This window comes from Micromonospora sp. NPDC005163 (assembly GCF_053599835.1).
The window spans coordinates 1-25,399 of the sequence record NZ_JBSFYP010000031.1 but is presented as its reverse complement, the minus strand read 5'-3'; the positions used below and the strand labels follow the sequence as shown (position 1 = coordinate 25,399).

The window sequence follows — 25,399 nt, the reverse complement described above, 5'->3', positions numbered from 1 at the left end:
CGGCACGGGCCCGTAGGAGGCGAGGCCCGTGCCGGCCGACGGTGATCACCCCCATCACCGTCTCCCGCCGGCGGCGGCTCAGCCGGGCCGTGTCGTTTCCGGCCATGCCGTCGCGGCGTGCTTTCGCGTGGAACAACGCTCACGTCAGTACTGATCGAGCGTGTTCGTGGCGCACTTCTGGAACGTCCTGTTCATCGGCCACGGCGGCCCCCGAAGCCGGCTGTACTGCCCGATCCCGCCCTGTTGTTCGCTGCGGCCGGGGCCAGGGCAGCAAACGAGGGGACCGCCGGGCGCTGAGGTCCTCGATCCAACCGAGGGCCAGAACCAGGCCGGTGAGAAGCACCAGGGCCACCACCAGGTAGCCCAGCTTGCCGAGGCGCCAGACCCCGAGCAGGTCGCCGACGGCGAAGCAGACCGCGATGGCGGCGTTGTGCCAGAGGTAGATGGTCAGGGCCCGGCTGTTCAACCCGGTGACCAGCCGGTCGAGTGGCCGGATCCGGGCCAGCCAGGTCATCGGTGGGGACACCCGCAACAGCAGCAGCACGATTCCGAGCGACCAGAATGCCTGCGCCACCGGGATGTCGTTGAGGTCGAGCCCGCCGCCCGGGTGGGTGACGAGCCAGCCGACGGCGAGTCCCGGGCACAGTGCCGCCAGGGCCAGCAGGGACCGAAGTGGGAGCCGTTGCAGCTGACCGTCGCGGTGTGCGAAGCCCAGGAGCCAGCAGGCGCCGAACGTGGCCAGGTCGGTCAGTACCGAATCCACCGGCCCGCCCAGTGCCGGCGCCGCGGTCTGCAGCAGGACCACGCCGCCCAGTGGCGTCCACGAACACCGGTTCGATGGGTCGGGACAGGACAGCGGGCAGAACGTGCTGAGGGCGACCTGGCAACCCATCGAAAGACATGTGAACAGCCACCGGTCGAGGTTATGGGGAGCTTGTTGGCGTATGTCCTGATTCGCGACACAGGCTTCGACGGATGTTTCGGCATTCGCATATCCCGAAATATGGGCTGTTAGCGGTCGAAAGGAACGATCGCCCGCTGAGTAATGAGACAGGATTTAGCCGGCAAACAGCACTGTACAGCCCATCCGTGTACTGAGGGGCAAGACAGGACGAAAGACGCAAAAGCCACCAAACACCCCAACAGGTTTCCTGAGTGATGAAACAGGACGAACGGTCCCAAGGTTCTTTGCGGACGGACGAGTCACCTTCCTCTCGCCTCGGGGTCCGGGTCCCGCAAGCGACCGCCCCCGCGGTCGAGGCCAGGGCGGCGGTGGCAAGATCGGCAAGGTCGCTCGACTGAGAGGAAGACATGCGCTATCGCACTCTGGGCGCCACCGGCACGGTGGTGTCGACCCTGTGTCTGGGCACGATGACCTTCGGCGCGGAGACCGACGAGGCGGGCAGCTTCGCCCAGCTGGACCGGTTCGTGGAGGCCGGCGGCACGTTCATCGACACCGCCGACGTCTATTCCGCCGGGGTCTCCGAGGAGATCGTCGGCCGCTGGTTGGCCGCGCGGCCCGGCGTGCGCGACCGGTTGGTCATCGCCACCAAGGGGCGGTTCCCGATGGGCCCGGGGGCGAACGACGCCGGCCTGTCCCGGGTGCACCTCACCCGTGCCCTGGACGCCAGCCTCCGGCGACTCGGCGTCGAGGCCGTCGACCTCTACCAGGCGCACGCCTGGGACCCGCTGACCCCGCTGCCGGAGACGCTGCGGTTCTTCGACGACGCGGTCCGCGCGGGCAAGATCCGCTACGCGGGGGTCAGCAACTTCACCGGTTGGCAGTTGCAGAAGGCCGCCCTGCTCAGCCAGCACCTCAACCTCGCCCCGATCGTAACCCTGCAGCCGCAGTACAACCTGCTGGCCCGGGAGATCGAGTTCGAGTTGGTGCCGGTCTGTGAGAACGAGGGCATCGGCATCCTGCCGTGGTCGCCGCTGGGCGGTGGCTGGCTGAGCGGCAAGTACCGGCGGGACAGCACGCCCACCGGGGCCACCCGACTCGGCGAGAATCCGCAGCGCGGCGTCGAGGCGTACGCGGGCCGCAACGCCCAGGACCGCACCTGGCGGGTGATCGACGCGGTCGGCCAGGTTGCCGGCGAGCGGGGCGTGTCCATGTCCGCGGTGTCGCTCGCCTGGCTGGCGGCCCGTCCGGCGGTCACCTCGGTGATCCTCGGGGCGCGCACCACGGCGCAGCTCGACGACAACCTGACCGCCGCGGACCTGGTCCTCGACGCCGAGCAGACCCGGCTGCTGGACGAGGCGAGCGCCCCACCGGTGGGTGACTATCCGTATGGCGCCGCCGGTGTTCAGCAGCGTGGGCGCGACCTGCCCGCCGGCTGACCCGCCCCGCACAATGGGCCGATGACCACGCCCTTCCCCGAGCCCACGAGCCCCGCCGGCAGCCGCACCGAGGTCTTCCTGCGCTACCTGGACTACTTCCGGGAGTCCGTGTTGACCAAGGTGTCGGCGCTGGCCGAGTCGGACCTGCGGCGCAGCGGCCTGCCGTCGGGTTGGACCCCGCTGGAGCTGCTCAAGCACCTGCGGTACGTCGAGCTGCGCTGGATCGAGTGGGGTTTCCAGGGCCGGGACGTCCCCGAGCCGTGGGGTGACCGCCGGGGGGATCGCTGGTACGTCGCCCCGGAGGAGACCCGCTCGGAGCTGGTGGCGGCGCTGCGGGCGCAGGGTGCGCACACCAGCGCGGTGGTGACGGCCCACGACCTGGCGGAGATCGGCGCGCCAGGCCCGCGATGGGACGGCGCCGAACCCGCGTCGCTGGAGCGGGTGCTGTTCCACCTGCTCCAGGAGTACGCCCGCCACCTCGGCCACCTCGACGTCGTGACCGAGCTTGCGGGTGGGCCGACCGGAGAATGATCCGGCGACCGGTCGAACCCGCTCACCGCGCGTCGGCGACGGCGGGTTCGACCGGTCGCGGTGCCGTGGTCGCCGGCCAAGTGAGCTGGCGCACGCCGGGGACCAGCGCGGTGCCGGCGCAGGCGGCCAGGACCAGCAGGCCGGCGACGGCCAGCGGTACGGGTGCCCCGAAGGTGTCCGCGGCCAGGGGCGCCAGGGCGTAACCCAGCGGCACGGCGCCCAGCGACGCCAGCCAGTCGTACGAGGTGACCCGGGCCAGCACCTCGGGCGGGAACTGGTGCTGCACGACGGTCTCCCAGACCGGGTTGAGATAGCCGAGGGCGGTCAAGGCGACCCCGTAGGCGACGATCACCGCCGGGGCAGGCGCGGCGACGGCGAGCAGCAGCAGTGGCGCGGCGTAGCTGGCCAGCCCGAGGTTGGCCAGCAGGACCGGCCGGTGGAGTCGGATCCGCCCGGCCAGCAGCGACCCGGTGAGCATGCCGATCGCGCCGGCCTGCAACAGCAGCACCCAGGTGGCCTCGCCGCCGAGGCGGTCGATGGCGATGGCCGGCCCGAGGGTCATCAGGACGGCGGCGGCGCCGTTCCACACGCCATGCCCGATCAGGCTGGTCCAGAACCAGTCGCGGGCTCGCACCTCGCCGAAGCCGTGCCGCAGGTCGGCGACGACGGAGCGGCGGGGCACCGGCACGTGCCGGATCCGGACCAGCGCGAGCAGCGTGGCGCTGAGCGCGAACGACGCGCTGTCGATGATGAACGCCCAGCCGGGTCCGGCGGCCCAGATGAGTGCGCCGGCCAGCGCCGGGCCGGCGAGCCGGCTGGTGTTGGCGGTGATCCCCATCAGGGCGTTGGCCCGCTGCCGGGCGGCCGGTTCGACGGTGCCGGCCACCAGCGGGGAGGCGGTCGGCATGGCGAACGCCGAGGCGGTGCCGCCGAGCGCCGAGGCCACCACGACGGTGGTCAGCGACGGCTCGCCGCCGAGCAGCTCCACGCCGACCGCGAGCTGGGTCGCGCAGCGGACCAGGTCGGCCAGCAGAGCCACCCGGCGGGCGTCGAACCGGTCGGCAACGACGCCGCCGAGTGGCAGCAGGAGCAGCCGGGGAACCATCGCCGCGGCGAGGACGACGGCGAGCGCGCCGGTCGAACCGGTGGCCCGCAGTACGGCCAGGGCCAGGGCGGCGGGCACCACGGCGTCGCCGACCGCGGAGACGGTCCGGCCCAGGAACAGCAGCCGGAAGGAGCGGGTGCGCAGAGGAGAGGTCACCGATCCAAGGTACTTCGGCATCGAATATTTCGGCAATGAATATTTTGGTGCGGTAAGCTCTGGCGATGAGCACCCACGACTCCGTCGACGGGCACGTCGAGCGCTGGCTGCCCGTCCTGCCCGACCTCGACCCGGACGTCGAAGGGGCGGTGACCCGGATGGGCGTCCTGACCCGTCACCTGCGCACCGTGAAGGAGCGGGTCCTGGTGGATTTCGACCTGCCAGCACACGAGTACGACACGCTGCACGCGCTCGCCGGCCGGCAGGGACGTGCCGCGCCCTCGGAACTCGCCGCGGATCTGGCGATGGCGCCCGCCTCGATCACCGCGCGGGTCGACAGCCTGGTCGAGCGCGGCTTCGTGCGGCGGACCCCGTCCACAGTCGACCGGCGCAGGGTCGATGTGGAGTTCACCGACGCCGGCCGGGCGGCGTGGCACGGGGCGATGGACGTCCGGGGCGCCGAGGAGCACCGGCTGCTCGACGCGCTCACCCCTGCGGAGCGGCGGCTGCTCTCCGACCTGCTGCGCCGGGTGCTGCTCGTCGCCGAGCAACCGGCCGCCTGAGCCCGGACGCACCGGAAAATCGCCTGGCGGTCGGCGTACCGTCGATGAAAGGGTGACCGGCATGACAGCGGACGCTCTGGCCGGGGCCCTGGCCGACGACGGACGCCGGCGGGTCTTCGCGGCCATCGTGCTGGGTGCGGCCGGCGCGGCCCAGATCGCCGAGCGGACCGGCCTGCCGCCGCGGGCGGTGCTCACCGGCGTCCGCCGGCTCACCGACGCGGGCCTGGTGACGGGCCTTGACGGAGCGTTGGTGGCCGACGAGGTGTCGCTGCTGGCGTCGGCGCGCGAGCGTCGTCAGGCGGACGACGCCGAGCCGGCCGACGACCCGGTGCTGCGGACGTTCCTGCGCTCCGGTGTGCTGGTGGGCCTGCCGGCGCAACGCGGTCGGCGGCGGGTCCTGCTGGCGCACATTGCGGAACGGTCGTTCGAGCCGGGAACGCGCTACCCGGAGCGGGCCGTGGACGAGGCGCTCAAGCCGTGGTGCGCCGCCGGCGGGTCGGACCACGCCACGTTGCGCCGCTACCTCATCGACGAGCAGCTCCTCATCCGCGAGCACGGCATCTACCAACGATCCTGATCGTCCGGCCCGCGAACCGTCCCGTCGCGGAGCATGTTGTTAGCCTCCCTGCATGACCTCCTGCTCGCCCGCCGACGGCCCGCCGGACCTGCTGTTCCTGCTCTCCTGGGCAAGTCACGCGCTCCAGACCGAGCACGCCGCCGGCCTGGCCGAGCTGGGCATCTCACCACGGGCGCACTACGTGCTGGCGCAGGCCCGTACCGGGGACCTGACCCAGCGGCAGATCGGCGAACGGTGCGGGGTGGACAAGACCACCATGGTCGTCACCCTCGACCAGTTGGAGCGGGCCGGGCTCGCCGAACGTCGCCCAGCGCCGTCGGATCGACGGGCCCGGCTGGTCGCGGTGACGCCGGCAGGCGAGCAGGTCCTCGAGCGGGCGCAGGATGTCGTGCGGCGCATCCAGGACGAGCTCCTCGCCACGCTGCCCCAGCAGGATCGGGAGGCCTTCCTGCGTGCGCTCACCGCGCTGGTGAACGGTCCGCTGGCCCGCTCCTCCCCGTACGCGCCCGGCGGTCGCTCCGGTTGCTAATCCCGAAGAAGATAGTCTCGTCCGGGACTATCTGATACGGTCGCACTCGTTCGTCCCCTTGACCGAGGAGCCCGTATGAGCGCGACCGCCGAACCATCCGTCACCACCACTGCCACCACGTCGGCACTGCGCCGCCGCACCCTCGGCGTCGCCGCAGCCGTCGTGGCCTGCCTGGCCATCTGGGGAATCGGCGAGGCTGCCGGGGTCGACTACACCGTCGAGAGCCCGGGGCAACCCGCCCTGGTCATCGGGCTTGGCGAGATCTTCGGGATCGCCCTCGGCGCGGCCCTGTTGGGCTGGGCGACGCTGGCCCTGCTGGAGCGGTTCTTCCCCCGCACCGCCCGCCTCATCTGGATCTCGTTGGCCGTCCTGGTGACCCTGCTGTCCTTCGGCCCATTGCTCGGCACCGAGGCCACCGCTGGTGCCAAGCTGGCCCTCGGCGCGATGCACGTGGCCGTGGCTGTCGTGCTGATCGCCCTGTTTCCAGGTCGCCGTCGGTAGCGTCCGGGCCGCAGACGCCGGTCCGGTCCGGACGGTGGACAAAACGCGTTGACCGGGTGCTGATGATCGACAGGTGACCAGCACACTCCAACCCACCTGGGTGACCACCGCAGTCCAGCCCGACCAGCCCGACGCGACACTGCTGCTCCGCGAGTACATGACCGAGATGGTGGTCCGCTACCACCGCCGCCCCGCGCTGCCCGGCGAGGTTGATCTGGCGCTGGCCGAACTGCCCGACGACGACCTGGCGGGTTCGTCCGGCCTGCTCCTGCTCGCCCACCGCGGTGGGGACCTGGCCGGCTGCGCCGGGCTGCGGTGGCAGCCGGGCTGGGCCGAGCTGACCCGGGTGTTCATCCGCCCCGCACATCGCGGCGCCGGTGGGGGCGCCGCGCTGCTGGCCGCCGTCGAGCAGCGGGCTCAGGCGGCCGGGGTGGACCGGATCCGGCTGGACACCCGCAACGACCTGGTCGAGGCCCGCGCCCTGTACGCCCGGCACGGCTACGTCGAGATCCCGGCGTTCTCGCACGGCCCGTACGCCGAGCACTGGTTCGAGAAGCAGCTCGGCTCTCCCGTGCCGGGGGTCGGTGGATAGAGCGCGGCGAGCGCGTGCGCGGTGCCGGCGACAAGCTCACGCAACTCGGCCGGTGCGAGCACCTCGACCTGCGCGCCGAGCTTGAGCATCTCGACGTGGCCGTGCCGGACCGACTCGATCGGCACGGTGGTGACCAACCAGCCGTCCGCGTCCGGAGCGCCGGCGGCGTCGCGCGCCGCCCGACTCATCGCCGGCGGGAAGAGGTGCACCGTCCGCGCCAGCGCCGCCACGGTCATCCGCACCCGTGCCTCGGCGCGATAGACGCTGCTCTCGTAGCGCTCGGTGTGCTCCTGCCAGCAGCCCGCCAGGTCGAAGCCGGGCGGCCGGTCGGCGGGTTCATCCAGCACGGTCAGGTCCAGGATCGCGCCCACCCGGTAGGTGCGTACCTGTCCGGCCGCCGCGGCGACCAGATACCACCGGCCGGCCTTGAGCACCACGCCGAGCGGGTCGAGGGTGCGGGTGACCTCCCGGGGTTGCTGCCACCGCTGGTAGCGCACCCGGATCCGGCGGTCCTCCCACACCGCGCCGGCCAGGGCGGCCAGGTGCGGGGTGGGCTCGGGTTCGCGGAACCAGCTCGGCGCGTCCAGGTGGAACCGTTGCCGGATCCGCCCGCCCCGGTCGGTGAGGTCGCTCGGCAGCGCGGCCCGCAACTTCAGCTCCGCGGTGGCCAGCACCGACCCCAGGCCCAGCTCCGCGGCCGGGCCAGGCACACCGGCCAGGAACAGCGCCTCGGCCTCACCGGCGGTCAGCCCGGTCAGCCGGGTGCGGTAGCCGTCGAGCAGCCGGTACCCGCCGGCCGGGCCGCGCTCGGCGTACACCGGCACCCCGGAGGCGCCCAGGGACTCCACGTCCCGGTACACCGTCCGGACCGACACCTCCAGGGCCTCGGACAGCTCCGCAGCGGTCATCCGCCCCCGCGTCTGCAGGAGCAGCAGCAGGGAGACCAGCCGACTGGCACGCACCGCCCGACGGTAGCCGGCCCGCCGCGCCCCGACACCGACCGGGGCCGGTGGTCTCGGCGCGCCTTCCCGGCCAACCCACCCCGAGCTGAGAGTGTTTTTCACATGGTGTCCTCCGACGCTCCGGTGCTCGCCCGCCCGACAGCCCGACCGGCCCTGCCCGGCGGGCCGGTCGACGTCACCGAGGCGTGGCTGCGCAACCGCCGGTTGTCCGCGCACACCCGCGACGCCTACCGGCGCGACGTCACCGGCTGGCTCAGCTGGTGCACCGGCCGCGACCTGGATCCGCTGCGGGCCAACTTCCTGCACGTCAACGAATACGCCCGTGCCCTGGAGTCCACCCTCGGCGCGCGCAGTGGTCGGCCACTGACCCCGGCGACCGTGGCGCGCCGGCTCTCCGCGCTGTCCAGCTGGTACGACTTCCTCGTCAAGCTCGGCGCGGTGCCGGCCAACCCGGTCGCAGGCGCGGACCGGCCCCGCGTCGACCGGGACCACTCCGCCACGGTCGGGCTCACCCCGGAGGAGGTGGACGCGCTGCTCAGCGCGGCCGACGCCGACACCGGCCCGACGGCCGCCCGCAACCGGGCCGCGATCGCCCTCCTGGCCGACCTGGGTCTGCGCGTCGGCGAGCTGATCTCACTGGACCTCACCGACCTGGGCACCGAGCGCGGGCACCGCAGCGTGCGCTTCGTCGGCAAGGGCGGCAAGCAGCGCCGACGTGCCCTCACCCCCGGCACCGGGTACGCGGTGGACGCCTACCTGGCCCAGCGGGCCGCCGCCACCGGCGTGCCGGTGCCGCAGCTGACCGGGCCGCTGCTGGTCACCGCCAACGGCGCCCGGCTGGACCGGCACTCGGTGTTCCGGATGGTCCGCCGGCTGGCCCGGGCCGCCGGCATCCCGGCCTGGGCGAAACTCTCACCACACTCGCTGCGGCACGCCTTCGCCACCACCGCCCGCTCCGAGGGCGTCCCGTTGGAGGACGTGCAGGACGCGATGGGCCACGCCGACCCCCGTACCACCCGCCGCTACGACCGCGACCGGCACAACCTCGACCGCGACCCGGCGTACGTGGTGTGGGCGGCCCGGTCCCGTCGCCGCGGCTGAGGGTCGTACCCCCGCAATACGGTCGATGGATGAGACACGGTCTGGAGCTTCCCTGCGGCGGCGCCTCCGTCACGGTGTCCACCCTGGTCGAGCTGGGTGAGCTCGCCGAGAGCGCCGGGTGGGACGGGGTGTTCCTGGAGGACTATCTCGTCCACTACTCCGGCGACGACCCGCCCACCTACGACCCGTGGCTGGTGCTCACGGCGATCGCCGTGAGCACCGGTCGGGTGCGGTTGGGCACCACGGTCACCGCGCTGCCCCGGCGCCGCCCGGCGAAGCTGGCCCGTGAGGTGCTCACCCTCGACCACCTCAGCGCGGGGCGCGCCACGGTCGCGGTCGGCGTCGGCGACCCGGGCGACCGAGGCCTGGCCGCGTTCGGCGAGCCGACCGAGGTGGCCGTCCGGGCCGCCATGCTCGACGAGGGTCTCGACCTGCTGACCGGGCTGCTCAGCGGAGCGCCGGTCAGCCACCAGGGCACCCACTACCGCGCGGACGCGGTGGCGCTGCGGCCGCCGCCGGTGCAGTCGCCCCGGGTGCCGGTCTGGGTCGGCGGCAGCACCCAGGCCGGGTCGGTGCGGCGGCGGGCGGCCCGCGCCGACGGCATCGTGCCCTACAAGCTCACCGACACCGACGGGTGGTCCGACTTCACCCCCGATGAGGTACGCGAGCTGGTGGGCACCCTGCCACCCACCCGCGCCGACGGCCAGCCGTTCGACGTGGCGATCGGCGGCCGGAGGCGCCGACCGGACGAACGCGCCGAGCGGGCCTACCTCGGCGAACTCGCCGAGGCAGGCGCCACCTGGTGGTTGGAGTACGTCCCGGTCGGCGACGCGGCGACGATGCGGGCCGCCGTCGCCCGTGGTCCGCTGCGCTGACACGCCGCGCGGCCGTGGGCGCGGGTGCTCAGCCCTGCGGGCGGGGGCAGATGCAGAACGGCTGCCCGATCGGGTCGATGAGCACCACCCACCCGTCGCCGCCGGGCTGGAACTCAGGCTTCGACGCGCCGGCCTCGACGAACTCCTTCTCCGCCGCGGCCAGGTCGTCGACGTAGAGGTCGAGGTGGTAGCGCTTACCACCAGCCGGGTCCGGCCAGGACGGCGGCCGGTATCCCTCGACCAGCCCGAAGCCGATGGAAACGCCACCGCCCTTGATCATGGCGTACTCGGCTTGGCTGTGGGTGATCTCCCAGCCCAGGGCCCGGTGGTAGAACGCGGCGTGCGCGGCCGGGTCGGAGCTGTCCAGGTTGACCATGGCGAGGTCGGCGGTTGTTGTCATGCTGGCAGTCTGCACCGGCGTACCTGCCAACCAGTGTCAGGTACGCCGGTGTTTCTCGCCCGCTCAGCAGAGCAGGTCCAGGTGGTGGTGCGCGTCCTCGGCGATCTCCTCGTGCCGCAGCCAACGCCGCGCCCACAGCCGGGCCGCCAACTCCGCCTGCTCGTCGCCCCACGCGGCGTGCTCGACGAGCAGCGCGGTGGTCAGCGCGTACGCCAGTCGCAGCGCCAGGCCGCGGGCACCGGCGAGCACCGCCTCGGCCCCCGGGTCGGCGGTCACCGCGGTGATGGTGTCGCGGAGCTGCGCGGCGGTCGTGGCCAGCGTGTCGGCCAGCGCCCGGTGACAGTGGCCGGGCCAGATCGACGGCGGCGGCGAGCCGGCTCAGCAGCGGCGCCCCGGCGTCCTCCCGGGTCAACGCGCGCAGCACGTCCAGGGCGAGCACATTGGTGGTGCCCTCCCAGATCGGCAGGACCTGCGCGTCGCGCAGCAGCCGGGGCACGCCGGTGTCCTCCACGTAACCGGCCCCGCCGAAGCTCTCCACGTACTCACTGGCGGAACCGACGGCGAGCCGGCCGGTGGCCAGCTTCGCCAGCGGCGCCACGATGCGCAGCTCCGCCGCGGCCGCCGGGTCGCCGCCGACCTCGACCCGGCCGAGCAGCGCGAACGAATGCCCGGCCAGGGCGAACGCACCCGCCGCGTCGACCGCGAGGGTGCCCAGGGTGGCCCGGTGCAGCGGCGAGGACGCCAGCGCGCCGCCGGCGACGTGACGCGCGTCGGCGTACGCCCGGGCGTACGCCAGCCCGCGCCGCATCCCCCCGGCCGCCGCGGCGGCGTTGTGCACCCGGGTCACCACGACCAGGGTCATCGCCCGGACCAGGCCGGGTACCGTCGGGTCGCCCAGCGGCACGGCGTACGCGTCGTGCAGGCCGATCTCGGCGGTGGGCAGCGCCCGGGTGCCGAGCTTGTCCTTGAGCCGGTGCACGGTGACGCCCGGCGCCGGCGCGTCCGCCGCGGCGCCGTCGGCCAGGGGCGAGTCGGCCGCGTACCGGGGGACCAGGAACGGGGCGAGTACGCGGCTGCCGCGGCCGGCGCCCTCCGGGCGGGCCAGCGCCACCGCCATCGCCGCGTCGGCGGCGGAACAGAACCACTTCTCCCCGGTCAGCCGCCACGAACCGTCCGCGGCGGGCCGACCCACCGTGCTGGAGCGCCCCAGGTCAGAACCGCCCTGCGACTCGGTCATCCACTGCCCGCTGGTGATGGCCGTGGCCGGGTCCGTGGAGATCAGCCGGGGCAGCCACGCGTCGCGGACCCCGGCGTCGACATCGGGCAGGCTCAGCAGCGCCGCCGCCCCGTCGGCCATCGCCACCGGGCAGGAGAACGTCGCCGACTCCGGGCCGTACAGGTGCAGCAGGGCGTGCTGCACCACCCGCGCGGCCGCACCCCAGGTGCCGCGCGCGTCCGGCAGGTAGGGCAGCGCGACCACGGCGTGCCGGGCGGCGGCGGCACGCTGCGCCTGCCAGCCGGCGGAGGTGTCGATGCGGTCGACGCGGGCGCCCCACGGGTCGTAGCGGACCAGCGTCGGCGGGTGCGCCTCAGCGTCGGCGTGCGCGGCGCGCAGCGGCCCGGTGACGTCGGCGGCCAGGTCGGCCAGGCGCCCCTTCGCGGCGGCGTGCCCGTCCGGGCCGAGGTGGCGTTCCAGCCAGGACCGCAGCAGGGCGTCACCGGCGTACGGGTCGGAGGGGGGTGGTACCGGCTGCACGAAGCGGTTCATCGATCGGCTCCCTGGCACTGCTGTGGGGGTGTGCGACGACGGTAGACGATCCGTGGCCGCCGGGAACAGGGCACAGCAGCCCACCGGTCGCACCCAGTTTCCGACTTGTCGTGCTCGACTGTGACGGAGTTCTCTACGGTCGGTAGTCGTGGGTGCCGGCCAGCCGTACAGCCGACCGGCCCGGCGGCACCGCCCGATGCGCACCGGGCTGGCCTTCGCCGGGATCGGCGTGGCGCTGTGCTGCGTCGGGGTGGCCGGGCTGGCCTCCTGGAACCTGCAGACCGTACGCCAGGCCGCCGGCCCGATCCGGGAGACCGCCGACGGTTTCCTGAGCGAGGTGACCCTCGGCGACAGCGACGGGGCGTACGAGCGGCTCTGCGCGGACGCCCGCAGCCGATGGAGCGCGATCGGCTTCACCAGTTGGGTGCGTACGCCGCCGATGGTGACCGACTACGAGATCACCGACGTGTCGGTGGCGACCAGTGGCGGTCGGCCGCACGGCACGGTGACAGTGAAGTTGACCCGCGACGGCGGGCTCAGCGAGGAACGGCGGCTGCCGGTGGTCCGCGAGGGCGGGGACTGGCGGGTCTGCGGTGACCCCTTCTGAGCCGCCGGTCGCGAGGCCGGTGCGCCCCTGGTTGCTACGCGAGCGTCGGGGGGTGGAGCCGACCACCTCGACGGAGCTCTTCTTCGACCTGGTCTTCATCTTCACCATCACCCAGTTGGCGCATTATCTGATCGAACACGCGGACTGGCGTGGCGCCGCCCGCACTGCGCTGCTGCTGGCGCTGGTCTGGTTCGTGTGGGTCTACACCGCCTGGGTGACGAATTGGCTGCACCCGGACCGGGCGCCGGTGCGGGCACTCCTGATCGGGCTGATGCTGGGCAGCCTGCTGCTGTCGGCAGCGATCCCCGGGGCGTTCGCCGGTACCGGCCTGCTCTTCGCCCTGGTGTACGTGACGGTGCAGGTGGGCCGCACCCTGTTCGCGCTGTGGGCGGTGCGGGGCCATCCGTTGCTGGTCGACGGGTTTCAGAAGACGCTGCCGTGGTTCGCCGGGACGTCGGCGCTGTGGTGCTCGGAGGACTGGGTGGCGAGGGTGTCCGCGAGGCGCTGTGGGCGACGGCGATCGTGTGTGACGTGGTTGGCCTGTCGATCGGGTATCCCGTGCCCGGTCTGGGGCGTACCCGCGCCGAGCGGTGGGAGGTGGAGGGCGGGCACCTGGCTGAGCGGTGCCAGGCGTTCATCCTCATCGCCCTGGGCGAGTCGATCCTGGTCACCGGGAGCACCCTCGCGCAGCAGCTGAGCGTGGTGACCTCCGGGGCGTTCGTGCTGGCGTTCGCCGGGTCGGTGGCGCTGTGGTGGGTGTACTTCGCCCGCTCGGCCTCGGCGGCGACGGAGGTCGTGGTCCGCGCCGGTGAGCGCACCGGCGGGTTGAGTCGGGTGGCGTTCAACTATCTGCACCCGGTGATGGTCGCTGGCATCGTCGTCACCTCGGCGGGCGACGAGCGGCTGCTGCACGAGCCCGGCGCGCCCGCCGACACTGTCGCCGCGCTGTTCATCCTGGGCGGTCCGGCGCTGTTCCTCGCCGGGCACGCCGCCTACCGGGCGGTGCTGTGGCGGGCCCGGCCGACCAGCCGGATCGGGGCGGTGGCGCTGCTGCTGGCACTCGTACCGGTGAGCGTGGAACTGGAGGCGCCGGTGGCGGTGTGCGCGGCGGCGGCGTTGGTGGTGACCGTCGCGGTCATCCTGGTCGACCGACGCCGGGCCGGCGGAGAGCGCCGGGCCGCGGCAGCCGCCCGAGACGACCGGGCGTGACCGCTGCTGGTCAGTCGCGGGGGCCGAGGTCGCCGCTGCGGTAGTGCCGCCGGCAGAGCACCTGGTAGCGCACCTCGGCGGTGTCGACCGTGTCGCCGATGACGACCTGCGCGCCCTCGCGGACCACCCGGCCGTCGACCACCCGGGCGTTGAGCAGCCCTTCCCGGCCGCACCAGCAGAGCACCTCGACCTGGATGCGGGCCACCTCGTCGGCCAGCTCGAACAGCCGCTGGGTGGCGGGGAACAGGCAGGACCGGAAGTCGGTGGCCAGGCCGAACGCGAACACGTCCACGTCGTAGCTGTCGACCAGCTCAGCCATCTGCTCGACGTGCTCGACGGTGTAGAAGCACGCCTCGTCGCAGATCAGGTAGTCGACGCGTTCCCCCTCGGCCCACCGGCCCCGGACCAGGGCCCGCAGGTCCAGGTCGTCGGTGACCTCGATCGCCTCGTGCGCCAGACCGATGCGGGTGGTGACCTGTGGGCCCAGCGACCGGTCGATGCGGGTGGTGACCAGCCCGCGCCGGCCCTGCCGGGCGTGGTTGTAGTTCATCTGCAGCGCCATGGTGGACTTGCCGCAGTCCATCGGCCCCCAGAAGAACTTCAACGCCGCGGCGTGCACCGGACGCCCGTCGAGCCCCCGCGCCGCCGCGCACCCGGCCGGAGCGTGCGGCTGGCCGGGGAACGGGTGGGCCAGGCAGGTCGGGGCGGCAGCGGCGTCGTCGGTCACGGTCGGGCAGCCTATCTGATCGACCAGGGCCGATCAGCCCGGCGCGGGCGGGGTCAGAGCACCCGGGGCGGGGTGTTCCCGGCCGCGACGATGGCCCGGCGGATCGGCACGGCCAGAAGGAGCAGGAACCCGACCACGAAGAAGATCAGGAGGGAGACCAGGCCCACTCGGTAGGAGGCGGTGAGCTGGAACACCAGGCCGAAGGCGAGGGGGCCGAGCCAGCTGGTGCCCTTGTCGCTGATCTCGTAGAAGCCGTAGTACTCGCCCTCCTTGCCGGCCGGGATGAGCTGGCTGAACAGCGACCGGCTCAGCGCCTGGCTGCCGCCCAGGACCAGGCCGATGGCCGCGCCGAGGACCATGAACGGCACCGGCGCCTCGGCGGGCAGCCGGAAAGCGCCGATGATCACACCGGTCCAGAGCACGAGGCTGAGCAGCACCGTTTTCCAGGCGCCGATGAGCCGGGCCAGCGCGCCGAGGCTCAGCGCGCCACCGAAGGCGAGGAACTGCACCAGCAGGATGGTGATGATCAGGGTGCTCTGCTCCAGCCGCAGCTCCTCGGTGCCGTACTGGCTGGCGAGGGTGATGACGGTCTGGATGCCGTCGTTGTAGACCAGGAACGCGAGCAGGAAGAACAGCGTCAGCGGGTACGCCTTGACCTCACGCAGGGTGCGGCCGAGCTGCCGGAACCCGTCGGTGAGCACGTTGCCGCCGCGGGCCAGCGCCGCCGCGGTGGGGCGTTCACGTAGCCAGCGCAGCGGCACCAGGGTGAACGCCGCCCACCACACGCCGGCGGACACGATCGACCAGCGGGCCAGGTCCAGGGTGCGCTGCGGGTTGTCGTCCTCGCTGAGCAGGGTGACCGCGACCAGGTTGAACGCCAGCAGCAGGCCGCCGCCGAGGTAGCCCAGCGCCCAGCCTCGGCTGGAGATGCCGTCGCGCTCGTCGGGGCCGCCGAGCTGTGGCAGGAACGAGTTGTACACCACGATGGCCGCGCCGAAGGAGATGTTGGCGACCAGGAACAGCGCCCCGCCGAGCAGGTACCGGTCGCCGGTGACGAAGGCCATCGCCATGGTCGCGCCGGCGCCGGTGAACGCCGCGCCGCCGAGCAGCCGCTTCTTGTGCGCCGACCGGTCGGCGATCGCGCCGATGATCGGCAGCACGAACACGGTGAGAAACACCGACAGCGAGATCAGGTACGGGTAGTACGAGCCGGCGGCCACCCGGATGCCCAGCGGGTGCACGTAGCCGTCGCAACTGTCCGCGCCCAGCTCGCAGCCGGCGGCCAGCTCGGCGACGGTGGTGAGGAACGGGCCGAGGAACACCGTGATGACGGTGGTCTGGAAGGCGGAGTTGGCCCAGTCGTAGATGTACCAGCCGCGCCGCTCGCGGCGGGTGCTCGCCGGGGGCGGGGTGTCGTCCACCGTGGGGGTCACGGTCGAGGCCATCGGGGGTCCTTGATGGTCAGGCGGCCCAGTGGCCGCGGCTGCGGTAGACGTCGCGCAGCACGCCGACGTGATCGGTCATGATGCCATCCACGCCACGATCCAGTAAGTCGTGCATCTGGGCTGGTTCGTCGATCGTCCAGACATGCACCTGCAGGCCGAGTCGGTGGCAGTAGTCGAGGAACCGGCGGTCCACGACCGGCACCCGACCGTAGTGCGGTGGCACCTGTGCGGCGACCACCGACGGGGGCAGCCGCAGCCGGCGGCCGTGCAGCGAGGCCAGGCGCAGCCGGGCCACCCCGCGCATGCCGAGGCTGGTGGCGACCCGCCCGTCGGTGAGGGCGCGCAGCCGGGTCAGCCGGGCGTCGCTGAACGAGGCGAGCAGCACCCGGTCGCCGGCGCCGGCCCGGGTCACCGTGGCCACCGTCGGCTCGACGCCGCCGTCAGCCTTCACGTCGACGTTGAAGCGGACCTGCGGCCACGCGCCAAGCACCTCGTCGAGCCGGGGTACGACGGCGGCCCCGCCGACGCGTACCGAGGCGAGGTCGGCCCAGCGCAGGTCGGCGATGCGCCCCGGTTCGCCGGTGATCCGGCGCAGCGTCGGGTCGTGGAAGATCACCGCCACCCCGTCGGCGGTGGCGTGCACGTCGGTCTCCACGTACCGGTAGCCGAGCCCGACGGCACGGGCGAACGCCTCGGTGGTGTTCTCGTCGCCCTCGGCGGCGCCGCCGCGGTGGGCGAACGCCAGCGGCCCGGGCGCGTCCAGGTAGCCGAATCGGGTCAGCACGCGACGCAGTATGCCCGCCGCCGATGGATCGTGGGTGACCTGTCGGCGAAGATCAGGCCCGTGCCACGGGGGCGTCAGGGAGTTCGTCGAGCACCTGCCGTCCGGCGGCTGGTTCGTCGCCTGGCGGCTCTGGTGCCGGGCCCGGTTGGTGGCCCCGCCCGCAGCGGTGGCAGGCGCCCCGCCGGCGCAGGTGGTAGGCGATCGTGGCGGCGCCGAGTCCGGCCCCCCACACCGTCCAGAAGAGGCTCGGGACGTACAGGGCCCAGGTGCCCCGGGCTTCGCTTGTCCAGAGCAACATCAGGCCAGCCGGAATGATCGTCACAGCGACGATCGACGCCGGGACGACGGCGAGGGCGGGCGGGACCCGTTTGCCGGCCTTGAACCAGATCCAGCGGGGATAAACCTCCCCCCATCGGGCCACCAGACCGTGGGTGAGCACACCCCCCAGCGCCGACGCGACCGCGCAGCCTAGCCCGACCTCAAGCATCCCCGGCGTGTCCTGCATCATCCGCAGGAAGTCCCGGCTGATGCCGAGGGGATAGCCGAGGTACCAGGCGATCCTGGTGACCTCGTAGGGCAACGGCGCAAGGCAGGCGACCGCGACGGCCCACCGGCCCCACCGCAGCAGCGTCTGCCGTGACGGGCCACGGCCGTCTCCGTGGCGGCGGCCGCAGTGTGCGCAGGCGGCCCGGACCCGCCGCTGGTAGGCGAGGGTGGCAGCGGCCCACAGCAGGCCGCCGACGAACACGATGATCAGGTTCGTCCGGTGCCAGTACAGGATGTCACCGATGCCGCCCTGGTCACCTGGTACGCCGGTGAAGGCGAAGACCAACAGCAGCGGCGCGAACGCCACCAGGACGATCATGGTGTAGTCGGGGATGACCAGGGTCAACCCGACCGCCGCCACCCATCCGAAGACAACCAGCGCCGCCGACAGGTGACCAGGCCGGGCGCGCCGCGTCATGATCCACGCGACGACCGCACCGAGCAGCCCGAGCGCGGCGATGACCGGGGCGACGACCTCGGCGCGGCTGCCTTCCAGGATGGACCCCGACGCGCGTGCCGGGTCGATCGGCGCGAACGGGAACCCGTCACCTCCGGCCGTCCAGTACAGCCCCAATCCGCCGTACAGCAGCGAGAAGCCCGCGGCGGCGTATCCGGACCAGGTCGGCCAGTGCCTCCACCAGAGCCACAGCATGGTCACCGGGCCCGGTCTCCGGCGTCGGGAAGCTCGGCGGCCGTTTGGCTCTGCTCAGCGCCATACACGGCATATCCGCCAGTGAGAACCGGGTACCGGGGCCGCTGGGGGAGTTCCGGAGGGAGGTCCGTCTCGGGATCGAGGCAGTGTGTGGGTGGCCGCTCGGTCCCGTTCTGCGCCTGAGCGTCGACGATCACATCCGGCCGCGTCCCGCCGTCGATAATCTTCACGTAGTAGCCGTGGTTCTTCGCCGTCCCTTCGCCCTCCGGCACGATCGCGGTGAACAACGCGACGTTCCCGGCGACCTTCAGACACGTCACGTCGGCCCGTCCCTGCGCGACTAGTGTGCCGTCCGCTCGCTCGTGCCGGTAAAGGAACTGGCCGTGCGCTGATCCGTCCGCGGCCGAAACCGCCGAGACGCCGAACCAGATCCGGTGCCTAACCACGTTGGGCTCGTCGTACACGAAATGTCCCATCCCGGCGACCACCGACCACCCGGCTGCGGCGGTCTTCGGCTCGGACTGCTGGGCCCACGCCACCGAGGGCCACGCCGCGACCACCACGGCTGCCACCGCCCCCAACACCGTCGTACGCGAACCAGAGATGAACATGTCACTCCTTTGAGCAAGCGGTTGGCTGACGTGAACCAGCATCACCACATGCCCAGGCGACCTCATCCCCCCGCCGAGCCAGCCGCATCCCTCAGCCAGGGGAACCGACGCCAAGCGCACGTGCCGCGCGGAAAGGGGTGGCCGCCGGGGGCCGTGGAAGGCGGGGTGTCCGGGGCGCGGGCATGCCCGGTCTCCGTGAACTCCGCCTCGCCGGTCAGTTGTCCGGCCGGCACCGCCGACCCGGTCAGCGCCGCAGGAGCCGGATCGTCTCGTCCCAGAGGAGTTCGGCGTTCTTGTCGTCGATGGCGTACGGGAGCACGCCGCTCATGCCGTCGGCCCGCTCGGCGATGACCAGGGCCTCGTTGCCGTCCTCGAAGTAGCGTCCGGTCACGCCGTCGACCTCGGGGGAGGCGGCCAGCAGGACCGAGGTGGCCGCGCCCTGCTGCGGGGTCTTCCAGCCTGGTGGCACCTCCAGGCGGTTGCCCTGCTCGTCCACCGCACCGACGTAGCGCAGTTGCGCGTCGTCGAGGTGCCGTTGCAGGTTGGTCATGATGCCGCCGGGGTGCAGGGCGTTGGCCGTGACCCCGTCGACGGCCCACTGTCGGGCCAGGGCGACGGTGAACAGGATGGTCGCGGTCTTCGACTGGCCGTACGCCGACCAGGCCTCGTAGGGCCGGTCGGTGAAGTGGATGTCGTCGAAATCGACCGGGGACTGCTGGTGGGCCGAGGAGCTGACGACGACGATCCGGGCGCCCTGCGCAGCGGCGAGCGCGTCGTGCAGGCCCAGGGTCAGCGCGGCGTGACCGAGGTGGTTGATGGCGAACTGGGCCTCCCAGCCCTCGGTGGTCCTGGTCAGCTCCGGCAGGGCCATGACGCCGGCGTTGTTGACCAGGATGTGCAGCGGGCCCGTCCAGGTATTGACGAAGGCGTCGAGGGAGGTGCGATCGGCCAGGTCGAGCCGGGCGACCCGGACCGCGCCGTGCGCCCCGCCCGCCGTGATGTCGGCTGCGGCGCGCTCGCCGGCGACGGTGTCGCGGACGGCCAGCGTCACCTCGGCGCCGGCGTTGGCCAGCGCCCGGACGGTCTCCAGGCCGATCCCGGACGCGCCGCCGGTGACCACGGCCCGCCGGCCGCTGAGGTCGACGCCGCCGATCACCTCAGCGGCGGTCGACCGGGCGGAGTAAGGGGTGATGATTCGTGACATTTCGGAACTCCTTGGACGCAGGGATGCAGCGTGAGGGTGCGGTGGGGTGGGCGGCGGGTCAGCCCGCGGCGCGGCAGATCAGCCGCAGGGCCCGGCGGATCCGGTCGCGGAACTCGTCCCTGGTGGCCGAGGTCGATTTCCAGGTCAACGCGGCGGAGAAGAGCAGGTCCATCACGTCGTCCGCCGTCAGGCCACCGTCGAGCAGGCCGGGCGGGGCGAGAGCGTCGACGTGGGCGCGCAGTGCCGCCCGGGCCCGCTCCTGGTAGTCGTGGAACATCGAGCCCAACTGGGGCCCGCTGTTCTCGAGCAGCTCGTTGAGGTCGCGGGCCACCTGGGTGTCGATGTACGGGCCCATCAGCGCATCCAGCCCCGCCACGATCCGCTCGTCGAAGCTCAGCGCCTGGTCGCCGAAGCGCGCCTGCATGGCCTGCTGGGCGCGTTCCATGACGCCCTGCATGGTGGCGCGGTACAGCTGCTCCTTGGTGGGGAACATCAGGTACAGGCCCGGCCGGGAGATGCCGGCCGCCTTGGCGACCGCCTCCATCGACGTCTTCTGGAACCCGTAGCGCCCGAACACCCCGACCGCCGCTGCAAGGACAGCGGCGCGCTTCGGGTCTTCGTGCTCCATCTCCACGCTGCTCACGTTAGACAGCGTAGACAGGTTTCGGAAATCTGTCTAACCCGTCAGGTCATCCGAGCCGGCGGCGGTGGGACCTGCTGGGGTCGCTCGGGCGGCTGGGGTCGATGTGTCGAGGCCGGTCGGGTTCGTCGGGGCGCAGCGGGGCGAGGCTGTCGGTGAGCGCGTCGATGATCTGGTCGGTGGCCCGGCGGGCGGCGCCGGGGCCGCTGGCGGCTGCCTCGTGCAGGTCGATGGGTGCGCCGAAGTGCACCCGGATCACCGGACGGCGCCACAGCGCGCGGGCGACGCCGCGCAGCATGCCCCGGGGCGCGCGGTAGGGCAGCACCTCGTGGGCGCCCCACTGGGCGACCGGGATGACCGGGGCGGCGCAGGCCAGGGCGAGCCGCGCGGCGCCGGTCTTGCCGCGTTCGGGCCATATGCCGGGGTCGAGGCTGATGCGCCCCTCCGGGTAGATGAGGATCACCGATCCTCCCGCGACGGCGGCGGTGGCGGCCTCCAGGGCCCGGTGCACCGCATCGGTGCCCCGGTCGACGCGGATGTGCCCGGCGTGGCGCATGAGGGAGCCGAACACCGGGGCGCGGAACAGCCCGGCGGTCGCCATGATCCGGGGGGCGATGCCGCGGGTCTGGCAGGCGGCGGCCATCACCACGGGGTCGAACGGGCTGATGTGGTTGGCGGCCAGCACCAGCGGTCCGCGGCGCAGGTGCGCGGGGACGTCGCCGGTGACCTCGAGGCGGGCCACCAGGCCGACCAGGGCTCGGGCCAGCAGTTGGGCGGCGCGCCAGATCAGCGGCGGTTGCCAGGGGGAGTGCGCGGTGTCCATCAGCGCGCCATCGTCGCACGCGCGAGCGGTGCCGCGAGGGCGGGTCGGCCGGTTGCCGCCGGGCCCGGCGGCCCGGGTGATCAAGGTCATTGGTCCCGGGCCGGTTCGGGCCGCCCGACCCTGCCCGCTCCTCTACGACGAGCAGTAGTATTTACTACGTCTCGTAGTACGACATGGCTGGGGGTTCCAGGTGGACGCGTTGGACGTCGCCCGATGGCAGTTCGGTGTCACCACCGTCTACCACTTTCTCTTCGTTCCGCTGACCATCGGCCTGTCCGTGCTGGTGGCGATCCTGCAGACGTTGTGGCACCGCACCGGCAACGAGCGTTACCTCAAGCTCACCAAGTTCTACGGCAAGCTCTTCCTCATCAACTTCGCGATGGGCGTGGTCACCGGCATCGTGCAGGAGTTCCAGTTCGGCATGAACTGGAGCGACTACTCCCGCTTCGTCGGCGACATCTTCGGCGCGCCCCTGGCCATCGAGGCGCTGGTCGCGTTCTTCCTCGAATCCACCTTCATCGGCCTGTGGATCTTCGGCTGGGACCGGCTGCCCAAGCGAGCACACCTGGCCAGCATCTGGGCCGCCGCGATCGGCACGAACCTCAGCGCGTACTTCATCCTCGCCGCGAACTCGTTCATGCAGAACCCGGTCGGCTACAAGGTCAACCCGGACACCGGCCGCGCCGAGCTGACCGACTTCCCGGCCGTGCTGACCAACAAGGTCGCCCTGATCACCTTCCCGCACACCCTGGCCGGCTCGTTCCTGGTCGCCGGGTCGCTGGTCGCCGCCGTCGGCCTGTGGCACCTGATCCGCAACCGCGACTCCGCCGACACCGGCGCCTACCGCTTCGCTGCGAAGTTCGGTTCCTGGGTGGTCCTGGTCGCCTCCGCCGCCGTGCTGTTCACCGGCGACATCCAGGGCAAGATCATGACCGAGGTCCAGCCGATGAAGATGGCCGCCGCCGAGGGCCTCTACACCACCGAGAGCCCCGCCTCGTTCTCCGTGCTCACCGTCGGCAGCCTCGACGGCAGCCGCGAGGTGCTCGCCATCAAGATCCCGTACCTGCTGTCGTACCTGGGCACCGGCGACCCCCACGGCACCGTGCACGGCATCAACGACCTCCAGGCCCAGTACGCCACCCAGTACGGCGCCGGCAGCTACACCCCGATCATCCCGGTCACCTACTGGAGCTTCCGCTTCATGATCGCCTTCGGGATGGCCGCCGCCGCGATCGCCCTGCTGGTGCTCTGGAGCCAGCGCAAGGGCCGCACGCCCACCAGCAGGTGGCTGCTGCGCGCCGGGATGGTCATGCCGGTGCTGCCGCTGCTGGCCAACTCCTTCGGCTGGATCTTCACCGAGATGGGCCGCCAGCCGTGGATCGTCTTCGGCGAGATGCTCACCCGCAACGGCGTGTCCCGCAGCGTCTCGCTGGCCGAGGTGCTCACCTCGTTCACCGCCTTCACGCTGATCTACGCCACCCTCGCGGTGATCGAGGTCAAGCTCCTGCTGCGCTACGCCCGCGCCGGCGTACCCGACGTCACCGAGACGCCCCCGTCCGACGACACCGACGACGCCGAGCGTCCGCTCGCCTTCGCCTACTGATCACCGGAGCCTGCCGTGGACCTCACCACCATCTGGTTTCTCCTCATCGCCGTGCTCTTCACCGGCTACTTCATCCTGGAGGGCTTCGACTTCGGCGTGGGCATGCTGCTGCCCGTGCTCGGCCGCGACGACCGGGAACGACGGGTCCTGATCAACACGATCGGCCCGGTCTGGGACGGCAACGAGGTGTGGCTGATCACCGCCGGCGGCGCGATGTTCGCCGCCTTCCCCGAGTGGTACGCCACCCTCTTCTCCGGCTTCTACCTGCCGCTGCTGCTGATCCTGCTGGCCCTGATCGGCCGCGGGGTGGCCTTCGAGTACCGGCACAAGCGCCCCGAGGTGTCCTGGAAGCGTCGCTGGGACGCGGCGATCGTGGTCGGCTCGCTGCTGCCGGCGTTCCTGTGGGGCGTCGCCTTCGCCAACATCCTGCGCGGTGTGCCGCTGGACGCCGAGCACGAGTACGTCGGTGGCCTGGTCGACCTGCTGCACCCGTACGCCCTGCTCGGTGGCGCGACCACCCTGGCGCTGTTCGTCACCCACGGCGCGGTGTTCATCGCCCTGAAGACCGCCGGCGAGATCCGCGAGCGCGCCAGCGCCCTCGCGGTGCGCCTCGGCGTCGGTGCCGCCGTGCTCGCGGTGGGCTTCCTGGCCTGGACGCTGAGCATCCGCTCCAGCGCGGCCGCCGTCGTGCTCGCCGTCGGCGCGGCCCTCGCCCTGCTCGGTGGCCTCGCCGCCGCCCGGGTACGCCGGGAGGGCTGGGCGTTCACCGGCACCGCCGTGGCGATCGGGCTGGCGGTGGCGACCCTGTTCGCGGCGCTGTTCCCGAACGTGCTGCCCTCCACCCTGGACGCGGCGGGCACGTTGACCGCCACCAACGCCGCCTCCACCCCCTACACCCTGAAGATCATGACCTGGGTGGCGGTGATCTTCACCCCGGTCGTGCTGGCCTACCAAGGCTGGACCTACTGGGTGTTCCGCAAGCGGATCGGCGTGGCCAACATCCCGCAGCACTGACCGCCGGGGCGCGGGGTCGGTTCCGACCCCGCGCCCCGGCCGTTAATTCGGCGGCCCCCCGAAGATCCATCCCGCTAGGGTGTTCCGATGCCCGCCACCGTGCACGTACGCGAACTCACCGCCGACGACCTGGCCGACGCCTGGGAGCTGGGCCGGTTCGCCTTCGGGTCCGACCCGCAGCGCCCATCGCACGCCACCGCCACGGTGCCCGGCCTGACCCGCTACGGCGCGTTCGACGACACCGGCCGGCTCGTCGGCAAGGCCGTCGACCTGCACCACGACCAGTGGTGGTCCGGGCGGGCCGTGCCCGCGGCCGACGTCGGCGGCGTGGCGGTCGCCCCCGAGGCCCGCGGCCGGGGCGTGGCCCGCGGCATGCTCACCGCCCTGCTGCGGGGCGCCCGCGAGCGCGGCGCGGCGATCAGCGCGCTGTACCCGACCGTCGCCGCCCCCTACCGTGCCTGCGGCTGGGAGGCCGCCGGGGTGCTGCGCACCGTCGACCTGGCCACCGCCGCGCTGCCCCGGCACCGGCCGGATCCCCGGTTGACCGTCCGGGCCGGCACGCCCGCCGACCTGCCCGCCGTCATGGCCCTGTACGAGCGGGTCACCCGGCACCGCAACGGCCCGCTGACCCGCCGGGGCGAGCTGTTCGACTTCTTCGCCGCCGACCGCGGCCTGCCCGGCGACGCGCTCACCCTCGTCGAGGACGGCGGCGACCTGGTGGGTTACGCCAGCTGGGAACGGGGCCGTGGCTACGGCGCCGACTCGGTGCTGACCGTCGACGAGGCCCTGGCGACCACCGCCGAGGCCGCCCGGGAACTCGTCGGCGTGCTCGGCAGCTGGGCCAGCGTCGCACCGACCCTGCGACTGTGCCCGCTCGACGGCGACGCCGTGAGCGTCCACCTGCCGCTGGAGTTGGTCCGCGAGCACGAACGGAACCTGTGGATGCACCGGCCGGTGGACGTGGCCCGGGCGGTCCGCATGCGTGGTTGGCCGGCCCACGCCCGCGGCGCCGTCGAGTTCACCCTCGCCGACGCCGTCGCCGACTGGAACGCCGGCACCTGGCGGTTGAGCGTCGCCGACGGCGCCGGTGAGCTGACCCGGATCGGTGGCGAGGCGGACCTGCGGCTGGACGTGCGCGGCTTCGCGCTGCTCTACGCCGGCGCCGCCCGCGCCCGGTCGGTCGCCGAGGCGGGCCTGCTGCACGCCGCCGGCGCCGACCCGGACGCCCTGGATCTGCTGGGCGCCGGAGGCCCGGCGCAGCTGCTCGACTACTTCTGACCGACCGTCGCGGCGACGCCCGGGATCGCTGCCAGTTCGGCGTTCGCGCGCTGGGTGACCAGGGTGAGGACCCGGGCGGCGGCGCTGGAGTCGTCGGCCGGGAGGTCCGCGTACAGCCGGGCGGTGATGCCCGCGACGGCGTCGGAGACGCGACCCTGCACGGCGTGACCGGCGTCGGTGAGCCACACCCGCGGCTCCTCGGCGCCCGCTGGCGCGCGGTCGCCGACCTGGCCGGTCGGGGGCTCGTCGTACGAGC

The 25,399-nt window shown here is 72.7% G+C and carries 25 protein-coding genes and 3 pseudogenes; 14 read left to right on the top strand and 14 right to left on the bottom strand.

The window, feature by feature from the left end; translation table 11 throughout:
• Positions 1-139: 139 nt before the first annotated feature.
• Complete coding sequence (locus tag ACWD6N_RS21460; RefSeq protein ID WP_354965189.1) at positions 140-805, bottom strand: hypothetical protein; 666 nt, start codon at positions 803-805, stop codon at positions 140-142.
• A 506-nt stretch (positions 806-1,311) separates the two neighbouring features.
• Between ACWD6N_RS21460 and ACWD6N_RS21455 the strand changes: the two genes are divergently transcribed.
• Both ACWD6N_RS21455 and ACWD6N_RS21450 read left to right on the top strand, forming a co-directional pair.
• Positions 1,312-2,340: an aldo/keto reductase gene (locus tag ACWD6N_RS21455; protein ID WP_354965188.1), complete on the top strand. Its 1,029-nt coding sequence runs from the start codon at positions 1,312-1,314 to the stop codon at positions 2,338-2,340.
• Positions 2,341-2,361: 21 nt separating this feature from the next.
• The gene (locus ACWD6N_RS21450; protein ID WP_354965187.1) at positions 2,362-2,871 is read left to right on the top strand and encodes a mycothiol transferase; all 510 of its coding nucleotides are present in this window, start codon (positions 2,362-2,364) and stop codon (positions 2,869-2,871) included.
• 22 nt (positions 2,872-2,893) lie between these two features.
• Here ACWD6N_RS21450 and ACWD6N_RS21445 read toward each other — a convergent pair whose 3' ends face one another.
• Positions 2,894-4,132: an MFS transporter gene (locus ACWD6N_RS21445; protein WP_354965186.1), complete on the bottom strand. Its 1,239-nt coding sequence runs from the start codon at positions 4,130-4,132 to the stop codon at positions 2,894-2,896.
• A 65-nt stretch (positions 4,133-4,197) separates the two neighbouring features.
• Between ACWD6N_RS21445 and ACWD6N_RS21440 the strand changes: the two genes are divergently transcribed.
• The 5 genes from ACWD6N_RS21440 (at position 4,198) to ACWD6N_RS21420 (ending at position 6,894) form a co-directional block, all read left to right on the top strand.
• Entirely contained in the window at positions 4,198-4,695 is a 498-nt protein-coding gene (locus ACWD6N_RS21440) for a MarR family winged helix-turn-helix transcriptional regulator (RefSeq protein WP_354965185.1), read from the top strand.
• 61 nt (positions 4,696-4,756) lie between these two features.
• A complete protein-coding gene (locus ACWD6N_RS21435) occupies positions 4,757-5,272 on the top strand; it encodes a DUF2087 domain-containing protein (RefSeq protein WP_354965184.1) in 516 nt (171 codons plus the stop codon).
• A 52-nt stretch (positions 5,273-5,324) separates the two neighbouring features.
• Positions 5,325-5,801, top strand: a complete 477-nt coding sequence (locus ACWD6N_RS21430; protein WP_354965183.1) for a MarR family winged helix-turn-helix transcriptional regulator — start codon at positions 5,325-5,327, stop codon at positions 5,799-5,801.
• Between the two features lie 75 nt (positions 5,802-5,876).
• Positions 5,877-6,302 (top strand): DUF6069 family protein, encoded by a 426-nt coding sequence (locus ACWD6N_RS21425; RefSeq protein ID WP_354965182.1) that lies wholly within the window; start codon positions 5,877-5,879, stop codon positions 6,300-6,302.
• 73 nt (positions 6,303-6,375) lie between these two features.
• On the top strand, positions 6,376-6,894 hold the full coding sequence (locus ACWD6N_RS21420; protein ID WP_354965181.1) for a GNAT family N-acetyltransferase: 519 nt from the start codon (positions 6,376-6,378) through the stop codon (positions 6,892-6,894).
• On the opposite strand, the gene ACWD6N_RS21415 is transcribed toward ACWD6N_RS21420, so the two are convergent.
• Positions 6,801-7,856: a helix-turn-helix transcriptional regulator gene (locus ACWD6N_RS21415; protein ID WP_354965180.1), complete on the bottom strand. Its 1,056-nt coding sequence runs from the start codon at positions 7,854-7,856 to the stop codon at positions 6,801-6,803. The genes ACWD6N_RS21420 and ACWD6N_RS21415 overlap by 94 nt on opposite strands.
• A 102-nt stretch (positions 7,857-7,958) precedes the next feature.
• Here ACWD6N_RS21415 and ACWD6N_RS21410 point away from each other — a divergent pair, with 102 nt between their 5' ends.
• The gene (locus ACWD6N_RS21410) at positions 7,959-8,957 is read left to right on the top strand and encodes a tyrosine-type recombinase/integrase (protein WP_354965179.1); all 999 of its coding nucleotides are present in this window, start codon (positions 7,959-7,961) and stop codon (positions 8,955-8,957) included.
• A gap of 29 nt (positions 8,958-8,986) precedes the next feature.
• On the top strand, positions 8,987-9,832 hold the full coding sequence (locus ACWD6N_RS21405) for an LLM class flavin-dependent oxidoreductase (protein ID WP_449940251.1): 846 nt from the start codon (positions 8,987-8,989) through the stop codon (positions 9,830-9,832).
• A 28-nt stretch (positions 9,833-9,860) separates the two neighbouring features.
• Here ACWD6N_RS21405 and ACWD6N_RS21400 read toward each other — a convergent pair whose 3' ends face one another.
• Positions 9,861-10,208: a VOC family protein gene (locus tag ACWD6N_RS21400; RefSeq protein WP_387322825.1), complete on the bottom strand. Its 348-nt coding sequence runs from the start codon at positions 10,206-10,208 to the stop codon at positions 9,861-9,863.
• Positions 10,209-10,653: 445 nt separating this feature from the next.
• A pseudogene (locus ACWD6N_RS21395) lies at positions 10,654-12,000 on the bottom strand (acyl-CoA dehydrogenase family protein); the annotation flags it as partial.
• A gap of 148 nt (positions 12,001-12,148) precedes the next feature.
• On the opposite strand from ACWD6N_RS21395, the gene ACWD6N_RS21390 reads away from it, so the two are divergent.
• Both ACWD6N_RS21390 and ACWD6N_RS21385 read left to right on the top strand, forming a co-directional pair.
• Positions 12,149-12,607, top strand: a complete 459-nt coding sequence (locus ACWD6N_RS21390; protein WP_354965175.1) for an Rv0361 family membrane protein — start codon at positions 12,149-12,151, stop codon at positions 12,605-12,607.
• A pseudogene (locus tag ACWD6N_RS21385) lies at positions 12,594-13,816 on the top strand (low temperature requirement protein A). The gene ACWD6N_RS21390 and the pseudogene ACWD6N_RS21385 overlap by 14 nt, the downstream one beginning before the upstream one ends.
• A 10-nt stretch (positions 13,817-13,826) precedes the next feature.
• Here ACWD6N_RS21385 and ACWD6N_RS21380 read toward each other — a convergent pair.
• The 8 genes from ACWD6N_RS21380 to ACWD6N_RS21345 all read right to left on the bottom strand — a co-directional run bounded on the left by ACWD6N_RS21380 (position 13,827) and on the right by ACWD6N_RS21345 (position 21,248).
• On the bottom strand, positions 13,827-14,543 hold the full coding sequence (locus tag ACWD6N_RS21380) for a thymidine kinase (protein ID WP_121652894.1): 717 nt from the start codon (positions 14,541-14,543) through the stop codon (positions 13,827-13,829).
• A 53-nt stretch (positions 14,544-14,596) separates the two neighbouring features.
• Positions 14,597-15,988 carry an MFS transporter gene (locus ACWD6N_RS21375; protein WP_354965173.1) on the bottom strand — a complete coding sequence of 464 codons (1,392 nt, stop codon included), beginning with the start codon at positions 15,986-15,988 and terminating at the stop codon, positions 14,597-14,599.
• A 16-nt stretch (positions 15,989-16,004) separates the two neighbouring features.
• Positions 16,005-16,772 carry a glycerophosphodiester phosphodiesterase gene (locus tag ACWD6N_RS21370; RefSeq protein WP_354965172.1) on the bottom strand — a complete coding sequence of 256 codons (768 nt, stop codon included), beginning with the start codon at positions 16,770-16,772 and terminating at the stop codon, positions 16,005-16,007.
• Positions 16,773-16,824: 52 nt separating this feature from the next.
• Positions 16,825-17,970 carry an NYN domain-containing protein gene (locus ACWD6N_RS21365; protein WP_387322821.1) on the bottom strand — a complete coding sequence of 382 codons (1,146 nt, stop codon included), beginning with the start codon at positions 17,968-17,970 and terminating at the stop codon, positions 16,825-16,827.
• A 2-nt stretch (positions 17,971-17,972) separates the two neighbouring features.
• Positions 17,973-18,542, bottom strand: coding sequence for a hypothetical protein (locus ACWD6N_RS21360; RefSeq protein ID WP_387322571.1), 570 nt, complete (start codon positions 18,540-18,542; stop codon positions 17,973-17,975).
• A 283-nt stretch (positions 18,543-18,825) separates the two neighbouring features.
• Positions 18,826-19,785 carry an SDR family NAD(P)-dependent oxidoreductase gene (locus ACWD6N_RS21355; protein ID WP_354965170.1) on the bottom strand — a complete coding sequence of 320 codons (960 nt, stop codon included), beginning with the start codon at positions 19,783-19,785 and terminating at the stop codon, positions 18,826-18,828.
• A 58-nt stretch (positions 19,786-19,843) separates the two neighbouring features.
• Complete coding sequence (locus ACWD6N_RS21350) at positions 19,844-20,428, bottom strand: TetR/AcrR family transcriptional regulator (protein ID WP_354965169.1); 585 nt, start codon at positions 20,426-20,428, stop codon at positions 19,844-19,846.
• Positions 20,429-20,474: 46 nt separating this feature from the next.
• Positions 20,475-21,248, bottom strand: a complete 774-nt coding sequence (locus tag ACWD6N_RS21345) for a lysophospholipid acyltransferase family protein (RefSeq protein ID WP_387322819.1) — start codon at positions 21,246-21,248, stop codon at positions 20,475-20,477.
• Positions 21,249-21,438: 190 nt separating this feature from the next.
• Here ACWD6N_RS21345 and ACWD6N_RS21340 point away from each other — a divergent pair, with 190 nt between their 5' ends.
• From ACWD6N_RS21340 to ACWD6N_RS21330, 3 genes are all read left to right on the top strand, one after another.
• Positions 21,439-22,851, top strand: a complete 1,413-nt coding sequence (locus ACWD6N_RS21340) for a cytochrome ubiquinol oxidase subunit I (RefSeq protein ID WP_354965168.1) — start codon at positions 21,439-21,441, stop codon at positions 22,849-22,851.
• A gap of 15 nt (positions 22,852-22,866) precedes the next feature.
• Complete coding sequence (gene cydB / locus ACWD6N_RS21335; RefSeq protein WP_354965167.1) at positions 22,867-23,865, top strand: cytochrome d ubiquinol oxidase subunit II; 999 nt, start codon at positions 22,867-22,869, stop codon at positions 23,863-23,865.
• 87 nt (positions 23,866-23,952) lie between these two features.
• Positions 23,953-25,143, top strand: a complete 1,191-nt coding sequence (locus ACWD6N_RS21330) for a GNAT family N-acetyltransferase (protein ID WP_387322568.1) — start codon at positions 23,953-23,955, stop codon at positions 25,141-25,143.
• Here the strand turns inward: ACWD6N_RS21330 and ACWD6N_RS21325 are convergent.
• Positions 25,134-25,399: pseudogene (locus ACWD6N_RS21325) on the bottom strand (hypothetical protein); the annotation flags it as partial. The gene ACWD6N_RS21330 and the pseudogene ACWD6N_RS21325 overlap by 10 nt on opposite strands.

Coding starts and splice junctions, on each gene's coding strand:
- ACWD6N_RS21375 (WP_354965173.1), bottom strand. CDS start 15,988: ATGGCCTCGACCGTGACCCCCACGGTGGACGACACCCCGCCCCCGGCG.
- ACWD6N_RS21345 (WP_387322819.1), bottom strand. CDS start 21,248: ATGGACACCGCGCACTCCCCCTGGCAACCGCCGCTGATCTGGCGCGCC.
- ACWD6N_RS21455 (WP_354965188.1), top strand. CDS start 1,312: ATGCGCTATCGCACTCTGGGCGCCACCGGCACGGTGGTGTCGACCCTG.
- ACWD6N_RS21450 (WP_354965187.1), top strand. CDS start 2,362: ATGACCACGCCCTTCCCCGAGCCCACGAGCCCCGCCGGCAGCCGCACC.
- ACWD6N_RS21425 (WP_354965182.1), top strand. CDS start 5,877: ATGAGCGCGACCGCCGAACCATCCGTCACCACCACTGCCACCACGTCG.
- ACWD6N_RS21330 (WP_387322568.1), top strand. CDS start 23,953: ATGCCCGCCACCGTGCACGTACGCGAACTCACCGCCGACGACCTGGCC.
- ACWD6N_RS21430 (WP_354965183.1), top strand. CDS start 5,325: ATGACCTCCTGCTCGCCCGCCGACGGCCCGCCGGACCTGCTGTTCCTG.
- ACWD6N_RS21410 (WP_354965179.1), top strand. CDS start 7,959: ATGGTGTCCTCCGACGCTCCGGTGCTCGCCCGCCCGACAGCCCGACCG.
- ACWD6N_RS21365 (WP_387322821.1), bottom strand. CDS start 17,970: ATGCTGTGGCTCTGGTGGAGGCACTGGCCGACCTGGTCCGGATACGCC.
- ACWD6N_RS21355 (WP_354965170.1), bottom strand. CDS start 19,785: ATGTCACGAATCATCACCCCTTACTCCGCCCGGTCGACCGCCGCTGAG.
- ACWD6N_RS21400 (WP_387322825.1), bottom strand. CDS start 10,208: ATGGTCAACCTGGACAGCTCCGACCCGGCCGCGCACGCCGCGTTCTAC.
- ACWD6N_RS21435 (WP_354965184.1), top strand. CDS start 4,757: ATGACAGCGGACGCTCTGGCCGGGGCCCTGGCCGACGACGGACGCCGG.
- ACWD6N_RS21405 (WP_449940251.1), top strand. CDS start 8,987: ATGAGACACGGTCTGGAGCTTCCCTGCGGCGGCGCCTCCGTCACGGTG.
- ACWD6N_RS21440 (WP_354965185.1), top strand. CDS start 4,198: ATGAGCACCCACGACTCCGTCGACGGGCACGTCGAGCGCTGGCTGCCC.